The sequence below is a fragment of the Leucobacter albus genome (assembly GCF_039528015.1).
Taxonomy (GTDB): domain Bacteria; phylum Actinomycetota; class Actinomycetes; order Actinomycetales; family Microbacteriaceae; genus Leucobacter; species Leucobacter albus.
Genome location: NZ_BAAAKZ010000001.1, coordinates 27,789 through 37,018, shown reverse-complemented (window position 1 = coordinate 37,018; position 9,230 = coordinate 27,789). Strand labels below are relative to the sequence as shown.

At 68.4% G+C, this 9,230-nt stretch carries 6 protein-coding genes and 1 tRNA gene; 1 reads left to right on the top strand and 6 read right to left on the bottom strand.

Annotated elements, in window-relative coordinates; translation table 11 throughout:
• Positions 1-620 precede the first annotated feature (620 nt).
• The 6 genes from ABD115_RS00180 to ABD115_RS00155 all read right to left on the bottom strand — a co-directional run bounded on the left by ABD115_RS00180 (position 621) and on the right by ABD115_RS00155 (position 8,844).
• Positions 621-1,244: a flagellar basal body-associated FliL family protein gene (locus ABD115_RS00180; protein ID WP_343956971.1), complete on the bottom strand. Its 624-nt coding sequence runs from the start codon at positions 1,242-1,244 to the stop codon at positions 621-623.
• Between the two features lie 82 nt (positions 1,245-1,326).
• Positions 1,327-3,396, bottom strand: a complete 2,070-nt coding sequence (locus ABD115_RS00175) for a gamma-glutamyltransferase family protein (protein ID WP_343956969.1) — start codon at positions 3,394-3,396, stop codon at positions 1,327-1,329.
• Positions 3,397-3,778: 382 nt separating this feature from the next.
• Complete coding sequence (locus ABD115_RS00170; protein ID WP_343956967.1) at positions 3,779-6,466, bottom strand: transglutaminase-like domain-containing protein; 2,688 nt, start codon at positions 6,464-6,466, stop codon at positions 3,779-3,781.
• On the bottom strand, positions 6,459-7,433 hold the full coding sequence (locus tag ABD115_RS00165; protein WP_343956965.1) for a DUF58 domain-containing protein: 975 nt from the start codon (positions 7,431-7,433) through the stop codon (positions 6,459-6,461). The genes ABD115_RS00170 and ABD115_RS00165 overlap by 8 nt, the downstream gene beginning before the upstream one ends.
• Before the next feature lie 75 nt (positions 7,434-7,508).
• A complete protein-coding gene (locus ABD115_RS00160; RefSeq protein ID WP_343956963.1) occupies positions 7,509-8,480 on the bottom strand; it encodes an AAA family ATPase in 972 nt (323 codons plus the stop codon).
• A 281-nt stretch (positions 8,481-8,761) separates the two neighbouring features.
• Positions 8,762-8,844: transfer RNA gene (locus tag ABD115_RS00155), tRNA-Leu, on the bottom strand.
• A gap of 171 nt (positions 8,845-9,015) precedes the next feature.
• On the opposite strand from ABD115_RS00155, the gene ABD115_RS00150 reads away from it, so the two are divergent.
• A partial coding sequence (locus ABD115_RS00150; protein WP_343956961.1) for a DUF3662 domain-containing protein occupies positions 9,016-9,230 on the top strand: 215 nt, incomplete at its 3' end.

Below are 9,230 nucleotides of genomic sequence, written 5' to 3'. Positions count from 1 at the left end.
TCGTGCCGCTGCCTCAGCCTCGCTCAGCCCGCGCCGGGTCTCGACCTCTGCCATTACTCGCCCTCTCCTACCGCCGTCGCCCGGCTTACGCTCTCGCAGGGGCACGGGCACCCCGGGCAGCCTTTGGAGCAGCCCTACACCGCCCTCGAACCTCTGTTGCGTGCACTCGGGAGTGACATCAAGTAACCAAGTTATCTGGCTTCTACTGCATACACACAGTCTTTCAGGGGCTCCAGGGGGTTTCCCCTAGGGGCCGTAGGGGTAAACCGGTACCTGGGTAGGACGGCGAGGGGGTACGGGGGCGTGCGCACGTCGGGGCTGTCAGTGCCGGGGCTGTCAGTGCCGGGCACGGGCACGGGCACGGGCACGGGCACGGCGGGGCCCTGCGGGGCACGGCGGGGCACGGCGGGGCACGGCGGGGCACGGCGCGGCACGGCGGGGCACGGCGCGGCCCAGGCGCGGCGAGAGCCCCAGGCCCGGCACCCCGCTCAACCCTGCACTTCCCTCCGAGCCCTTGCGTTGTTTCGGGAGGTAAGCGGGGGTTCCCGGAGACAAGTGTGGGGGTCAAGGGCTGCGGCCGGGCCAGGGCCGGGGCTGCGGCCGGGGCCGGGCCGGGGCGCCTAGTTTTGCAAGGAGGCTACGAGAATTGCGTTTTCCGCAATGGCGCCGGTGCTTGGGTCGATGATGCAGGTGATCACTACCAGTTGGCCGTCGCGATGCTCCCAGATGTTTTGATCGCCAATGGCAGCCTTGTCTATCTCGAGCTTTTCATCGACGAGGTACCGGGCGCCCCGAAAGGTCAGCGAATCACCCGGCACCAACGCGCGTGCGTCGTCGCCCACGCACTGGCCGTCGTAGCAAGCATGCGCGAGCAGATAGGTAGTGCCGCCGAATTCGGGGTAGCCGTTATCGTCATCGACAACCTGCCAAAAGTTCTCGCCCTCGTCTGGCGGGTCCCAGACCGGGGAATACGGCATGTACAGCGTCGACGCGATATCGAGCTGCGACGGCTTCGAGGCCGCCGCCGACTCTGCTGGTTGAGGCTCACGCGATGGCGCATCAGTGCTCGCGGGGCGCTCATTCGGTGCGGCAGGCTCGTGCGGCTCGCCGCCGAATAGCCCAGAGACCAGCACCGCCCAGACGCCGGCGCCCACGAGCACGACGGCCGCGCCCGCGCCGATCCACCCCACCCATCGCGGCAACCGTGAGCGTCGACGACCGGCCGGGTTGGCCTCCTCATTCATCATTCCTCCTCTCCGCGCAGCGGCGACCGGCGGGCGGCAGCATTCACCGCCCGCCGATCACCCCAACGTGAGTTCGGTTTCGCTAAGAAATATCGGTGTCCACACGCTCGGGCTTTCGCGGCTCATTCGGCTTGCCACCGTCGCCCCCGCCGTCTCCTCCGTCGCCGCCATCGATGGCCCCGCCGAGCACAATGCCCTCGCGGCGCGGGTCGGCGCCGCCCGCCCATCGGCCCTCTGAGGTACGAAGCAGCGCGCCCAGGCCGGAGCCCTGCGCCGACACCGACACGTCGTGCCCGCGACTCCTGAGATCTGCCACGATGGCCAGGCCCTCGTCTGACGCTGCGAGCGGGTGCCCGGCGTCGAAGTTTGTCCGCGGGCTATTCGCCGCGCCGACGTTTGCCATCGATACGGCCTGCTGCGGGTCCATGTTCCAGTCGACCATTGCCACGATCGTCTTGATCACGAACTGAATGATGCTGCCGCCGCCGGGCGAACCGACCGAACCGATTGCTGCTCCATGCGAGCCGTCTGCGTTGAGCTCGTACATGATCGTCGGCGCCATCGAGCTGCGGGGGCGCTTGTTTGCCTCGATGCGGTTCGCGATCGGCGTGCCGTTCGCGTCAGCGGGCTCGACCGAGAAGTCGGTGAGCTCGTTGTTGAGCAAGAAGCCGTCTCGCGACATATGGAAGCTGCCGAGCCCCGCTTCGATCGTGGTAGTCATTGCCGCAACGTTGCCGTACGAGTCAACGACCGAGATGTGGCTCGTACCGTTCTCGACGTCTGCGTACAGACCGGAGGGGTCCCAGTCGGGGAACTCCCCCGGCTCTGCCTTACCCATCGATGTCTCCATGTTGATGAGGGCGGCTCGTTCGGCGATGTAGTCGGGAGCGAGGAGCAAATCGGGCGAACCGCCGGGGAGCGGAACGAAGTCTGCGTCGGCCACATAGGCGTCACGGTCGGCATAGGCGAGCCGCTCGGCTTCGGTGATGAGGTGGATCGCGTCTGCCGACGGAATGCCTCCGTCGAGCGCGCCGGTATCGGGCCCGAGCCCGCTCAGGTCGAAGTGCTCGAGAATCTTGAGCGCCTGCGAGACGGCGATGCCCCCCGAAGAGGGGCTCGACATGCTGCACACTCCGATATCGCGGTAGTTATCGCACACCGCCGGGCGCTCGATAACGCGGTAATTTGCTAGGTCTTCAAGCGTCATCATCCCAGCAGTACGCCCACCAGACTCGGAGGCAACTGAGTCGACGATGTTCTGCGCAATCTCGCCGGTATAGAAGACGTCGGCACCGCCCGCAGCAATTGCTCGGAGCGTGTCGGCATAGGCCTGGTTCTGAATCACGGCACCGACCGGGTGCGTCTCGCCTGCTTCGTTGAGAAAATAGGCGCTCATGTTTTCGTCGCGGCGAATGTTGTCGATGCCACTGGCGAGCTGGCCACCGAGCCTCGGCCCGACACTGAAGCCCGACTCGGCCAGCCTGATGGCGGCGTTGAAGGGCTCGCCCCACGCCTGCTTGCCGTGCTTCTCGTGCAGCGTTTCGAAGAGCCGCACAGTGCCTGGAACACCGATTGCTCGGCCAGACAGACGCGTGCTCGGCTGCGGCGCACCCGCGGCCGCATTGCCCGCTTCGAGGTAACGAAGGTAGTCTTCGGTCGCAGCAGCGGGCGCGGTCTCGCGAGCGTCATAGGCTGTTGTTTCGCCGGTCTTCGCGTCGTAGTACACCACGAACGACCCGCCGCCGAGCCCTGACGATTGCGGCTCGACGAGACCGAGCGCCGTCTGGGCCGAGATGAGGGCATCGGCCGCTGTGCCACCGGCCTGCAGCGTTCTGCAGGCCGCCAGTGTGGCGGTGGGGTTTGCCGTGACGGCGCCGAAGTCTGCGAACTCAACGACTTTCATGCCCGAGCGATAGCCCGAGCTTTGCTCAGGGTTCACCGCGATGTCGTCGTCTTCGTTCACATCGTCGCCCGGGAGAAAGGTCTCGTCGTCGACGGGAATGGCGCACGACGGCACGTTTGCCGCCGGCGCGGCGACTCCTCGCGCTGCCTCTTCTGGAGACTGCGCGCACCCCGCCAGAACGAGCGAGGCAGCGAGCACCCCCGCCCCTGTCGCGAAAAACCGACTGTGCGAAAAAGAGTGTTGTTTCATTCGATCACCAGCCTTTGCATTGGCCAAGGCGGGACGATTCCCTGGTGGTTTGATGTGCGCCACCCTCAGCTACTTCGCTGTAGCGCACCGCCCGGCCCCAGCTAAGCCGACGAGCTCGCCCGGGTCTAGCGCCTTGAGGGTTCCTTGAGGGAGGCCCCGTCGCGCGCGGCACGGAGCGAGGTCACCCAACGTCTGGGCCCTGCGCACACCGATCCCTGCACTTCCCTCCGAGCCCTCGCCCTGTTTCGCGAGGCAAGCGGGTGTTCTCGGAGACAAGTGCAGGGCTCAGTGCTGGGGTGGGGCGAGGGCCCCGGCCCCCGGCCAGCCCCGGCCCCCGGCCAGCCCCGGCCCCCGGCCAGCCCCGGCCGAGACCGGACCCGGCCTAGCCAAGCCCGCGTCGTCGGAGCGAGGCGGGCCGCCAGCGCGCCCGCGCCCGTGCCCGGCGGGTGGCCCCGGCAGAAAGGTCGGCGCTGACACCGGCAACGACTGCCGCCAGGCGTCGCCGTGTGTGCGGTGATGGGGAGCTCTGGCGCTCGGTGCCGCCGCCAACACCCCGCGGATCCGCACCGCTGCCCGCGGGGGCATACCGCTCCGCGCTCACCTCGGTCGCAAGCCAGCCAACACCGCGAACATTCTCTGACTCCGTGAGCACCCCGGAGGCCACGACCCACTCCGCGATCGCCTCGGGCGTTTGCGAGCGCGGGGCGATCGCAAACGCCCCAGGCACCACCCCATAGTCGCGGAGCAGTGCGGTGAGCTCGGCCCACGCCGCGCCGGCAGGCTCGGCGTGGGCCCGGATCGCGCGCAGGCGCCTGGCCCGCCCAAGCGCGCGCAGGAGCGCTGGGGCCGCCGCGCCCAGCAGCAGGAGCAGCAGTACCCCGCCAGCAACGCCGCCAACCACGACCGCGCCGCTGAGCCCACCGGCGTCAGCACCCCCGCCCGCCTGGTCAGCGCCAGCCGAATCGTCGGCCTCGTCAGCGGCCTGAGGCCGCTCAGTGAGCTCAGGGGCGGCGGCTTCGGGCGACTCGGTTTCGGGCGCTGCGGTCTCGGCGTCAACCGTCACAGCATCGGTTTCCTCATCAGACTGGGCCCGCAGGCCAGCACCACCCGGCGTCGGCTCATAGGGCACCCAACCGACGTAATCGACGTAGATTTCGGGCCACGCGTGCAGGTCTTTGCCGCGAACCGTCACCGGCGTCGCGCCCTGGGAGCGCGAGGCATAGCCGACCGCAACGCGCGTCGGCACCCCCAGGCTGCGGGCCGCGACCGCGAAGGTGGTCGCGTAGTGCACGCAGAACCCGGCGCGGGTGGTGAGGAGGGCATCCATCACGCTGTAGGGGTCGGCGGGGTCTGACCCGGGCAAGAACGGCGCGCTCTCGTCGTACGAGAACCCTCCGCTCTGGCGAAAATAGTGCTCGAGCGCGCTGGCGGCGCTCACCCGGTCGAGCCCCTCGAACTCGACGCGTTGTTTGAGCTCCAGCAGCGACTCCGGCAGGCTGCCTGGCAGTTCGAGGTACGGGCGCAGCTCTGGTGGTGCCGCAGCGGGCTCAGGGAAGACGCGGAGCAGTTCGGGCGGCAGCCACCGCAGCGCGGCACGGGGCGGCTCCCCTCCGCCCGGGTAGATTTCCGCCCGGAAGCTGTCATCGGGCTGGGTCATGACGCCCTGAGATCGCGCGGTGTTAGCGCTGTCGGCCCACACCCAGGGGTTGAGATCGAGCGTCGCTCGGGCCTTCGACACCCGCGCCGTTCCGGTTGGCAAGGGCAGCCACGAGCTCCGCAGCCCGGCGATCTTGACGTCGACATACCCGCGGCGCTGCCCCGCATACTCGAACGCGTGCTCGTTCCATTCGAGCTGGCTCGGAGAGAACCCGAGCACACGGCCGTCGACCGGCGAAAACCTAAAACTGCCAGTCGGTGTCTGCACGACGATGCTCCCGTAGCTGTCGCGTTCGCCGCCCGACAGCGCTTCCAGCTCGGCGAGCGGCTCATCGCTTTGCGTCGGCCGCACACCGGTGAGCGAGCGCTCCTGATCCACTCCAAGCCCCTCTGCATCGAGCTCTTCGTCGGGCAACCAGGTGCCGCCCGAAAACGTGCTCAGCGTCGCGAGCCGAAAGTACTGCGGCTGCTCATCGCTGCTCGAGTGGGTGAACACGGGCGCTTGGCTGCGCTCCCCGAGCGAGCGGGCGAGTTCGATGGTGACGTCATCGACGTACTCGCCGACTGGCCCGTACTGCAGCGAGCCGTTCCAGATGCGGTCGCGAGATTCCGGCAAGACGGTGAACACGCCTGCCGCGAGCGCGAGCGCGCTCACCGCTGCGATCCCGCCCTTGAAGGTCACGCGCGGCGAGGCAAGCCACAGCACCGCCAACACGATGGCGCCGAGCGCCGCGAGGTAGGGCACCTCAAACCGCTCGTTCGTCACCACCGGCACGATCAGCGCTGGCAGCGCAATCGCCAGTGCCGCGGTCACGGCGTGAGGCACGCCCCGATCCACAGGTTCGCCGTGCGCCCCCGGCTCGCGGGCCTCGCCGTGTTCCCGGGGCTCCCGCGACTCGGCGTGCTCCCGCGACTCCCGCAGCTCCCGCGGATCCGCGATTCGCAACCTGCCGGCACCGGTGAACACGAACATCGCGACGGCGCTCCACACCACCACGCAGAGCAACAGCAGGTCTTCGAAATGCGTGCTCGCGGCGATGGGGGCCGAGCCACGCAGCACCTCGCTCTGAATTCGCGCGAGGGTCTCCCCCGGTTCGGTGCCCCACGACCGCAGACCGCCGCTGACGAGGAGCCTGATCACCCAGATCGCGGCCCCGATCGTGCCGGGGAGAGCTATTGTGGCGGCCTGCGACAGCCCAGGTGCGGCCACCGAAACCAGCGCCGCTCCGGTCACCACCGTGGTGATCGCGATGCCCCAGACCAACCAGCTTCCCTGCTGCAGCAGGCCCGTGATCGCCGCGAGGCTCAGAGCCCACAGCACGATCAGCAGCACGCCGAGCACGGTGAGCCTGAGTCGCGGTGCGATGCCGCGGTGCCCGCGGTGGTGGCCCTGGTGGATCGCCGGGTCAGTCACGCGCACCCGCTCTCCCGGCGCTGTATAGCCGTACGAGCGCGAGCGCGCGCATGAGTGCGGCGACGCTCGAGAAACGCTCCGGCGTGCGCGCGCCGAGGTGGAGTCTGACGGGGTTGCCCTCGCCGAGCTGCGCGACCCCGGCGGTCGCCGCCACCGAAACCGCATGTTCGAATTCCTCCGCTGAGGCGTAGGCGGCCGGGTCGGTTTCGAGCCGCACATCGGCGACGCTGCCGAGATCGCGCTCGGGCAAGCGCACGACGAGCTCGCACTGCCTGGCGCTGTGCTTCCAGTGGATCTGCCTGGGCGTGTCGCCCCTGCGGTACTCCCGGGTGTCGCTGCCTGGCGCGCCGTGCTGGGCGGGCCCGGCGCCATAGGCGTCGTCGCGCTCGCTGACCGTGACATTCGGCACTGCAGTAAAGTCCGTCACTTCAAGCAGCCGGGGAACGACGAGCACCTCTGCTGCCGCTCCGAGCTTGATGCGTCGCCGAACCAGGCCGAGCGGGTCTTCGACCCGCAGCGCGACGAGACGCAGCACTGCGGGCCCACGCGAGTGGTGGGTGAAGACAACGCTGGCGGTCACAGTAGTAGTTCTGTGCCGGCGCTCATCGGAGCGCGGCGCTGCAGTGGGGGTCGCGCCGCCGGGGTGCGGATCGACGGGCGTTTCGATCAGCCCAGCCCGTGCGGCCCACTGCGCGGTAATTGCGGTCGCTGCCAGTCGGCGAAACCGCACTGTCGCGCGCACCGTCTGCGGGGTTCCGACCGCGGGAGTGGGCGTGTCGAGGCTGATGGTTGCCTGCGGCCGCCGCACAACCGCCAGGGCGAACAGCACAGCGACAGCGAGGCTGGCGGCGAGCAGCGCCACAAAGAACCCAATGTCACGCTGCCCAAGCAGCACCCACAGCGCCGCCAAGATCGCGACGCTCACGAGCAGCGAGACACCACGCCGCGTCGGGGCCACTGGCCACATCGCGGGCAGTGTCACGGGCGACGCTGGGCGCGGCCCCTCGTTGGGAATTGGCGGTGGCGCAGTGCCCACGTGAGCTCACTCCACTCGAGTGTTCGCCACGATCTCGGAGAGGGCTGCTTCGACCGCACTCCCAGCATCTTGTTCGGTCGCAAAGTAGCCGCGTGGCAGTAGCCGGTGCCCGAGCACCGGGCCGGCAAGCACCGCAATGTCGTCGGCGGTGACGAAGTTTCGCCCGTGGAGCAGGGCCCGGGCTCGGGCCATCTGCGCGAGATGCAGCGACGCTCGCGGGCTCGCGCCGAGCTCGAGCGCCCTGTGCTGCCTGGTGGCGGTGACGATCGCGACCAGGTAGCGCGCCGCCGCCTCAGACAGGTGCACGTCGTCGACCGCTCGCTGCGCGCGCACCACCTCGGCGATGGTGGCGACGGGGGCGAGGGAGCGAAGCGGATCACGCGCCGTGCGAGAGCGGAGCATCGCGATCTCGGTGTCGGCACCGGGGTATCCGAGCGAGATGCGCGCCATGAAGCGGTCGCGTTGCGCCTCTGGCAGCGGGAACGTCCCCGCCATGTCGCTGGGGTTCTGGGTTGCGACGACGAGAAATAGCTCGGGCAAGCGCCTCGTGTGCCCGTCGATTGTCACCGAGCGCTCGGCCATGGCCTCGAGCAGTGCCGACTGCGTCTTCGGCGTCGCGCGGTTGATTTCGTCGCCGATGACGATATTGCTGAAGATGGGGCCGGGGTGAAACACGAACTCGTGCGTGTCTTGCTGAAAGATCGACAGCCCAGTGACGTCGGCTGGCAGCATGTCGGAGGTGAACTGGAGCCGGCGCACGCCGGCATCGATCGCCTTGCCGAGCGCGGTGGCGAGCGTCGTCTTCCCGACGCCAGGCACGTCTTCGATGAGCAGGTGGCCGCCGGCGAACAGCGTGATCAGGGCTGCCTCGACCGCCTCGCTCGAGTCTTGCATCACACTTTCGATGGACTGCGTGATGCGACCGGCAAGGTCTGTTACAAACTCTTCGGTTACCTGGTCAATCTCCATCGACTCCATGGTGCAACCCTAGCCGCGACGGCCGCCGCGCGCCCAGCTTACCGCCACGCCATCCAGCGCCCAGCCCCAGCCCCAGCCCCTGCCCAGCCCCCAGCCCCAGCCGAAACCGGGGCTATCTGCACAGCCAGGGCAATTTTTGCCGGAACTCGGTGCTTGGGAGCGCAGATCTCCCGGGTTGCGCAGACCCCCAACCCCGGCACCCCGACCCCAGCACCCAACAACCCCGCCGCGAATGCACTGAGGGCCCGGATCAACGATCCGGGCCCTCAGTGTCTTACTCGTGCGCAAGGGGGGACTTGAACCCCCACGCCCTTGCGGGCACTGGCACCTGAAGCCAGCGCGTCTACCATTCCGCCACTTGCGCGAGTTCGCTCTCCGCTGATGAAGCGTGCGGACAACTCGTCTAGCTTAGCAGTACACAGCAATCTAAGACAAAATGGTTAAACTTATGCACACTCGAATGTGCCAGCGCGGCTGTTGCTGCGCGGTTTCGCGGGTCTTCCCCGCATGAGATGAGACAGAAAGGAGTGGGGACATGGGATTTCTCGACAGTGTCGAGCGCTCGCTTGAGCGCGCCGTCAACGGCGCGTTTGCTCGCACGTTCCGCTCCGGGGTGCAGCCCGTCGAGATCGGTTCAGCTCTGAAACGCGAGCTCGACATCGGGGCTGTGGTTGTCGACCGCGACCGCGTGCTCACCCCCAACCGTTTCGTCGTGAGGGTGTCACCGCAAGACGCGGATCGCCTGCTGAA

Coding starts and splice junctions, on each gene's coding strand:
- ABD115_RS00175 (WP_343956969.1), bottom strand. CDS start 3,396: ATGAAACAACACTCTTTTTCGCACAGTCGGTTTTTCGCGACAGGGGCG.
- ABD115_RS00180 (WP_343956971.1), bottom strand. CDS start 1,244: ATGAATGAGGAGGCCAACCCGGCCGGTCGTCGACGCTCACGGTTGCCG.
- ABD115_RS00165 (WP_343956965.1), bottom strand. CDS start 7,433: ATGTGGCCAGTGGCCCCGACGCGGCGTGGTGTCTCGCTGCTCGTGAGC.
- ABD115_RS00160 (WP_343956963.1), bottom strand. CDS start 8,480: ATGGAGTCGATGGAGATTGACCAGGTAACCGAAGAGTTTGTAACAGAC.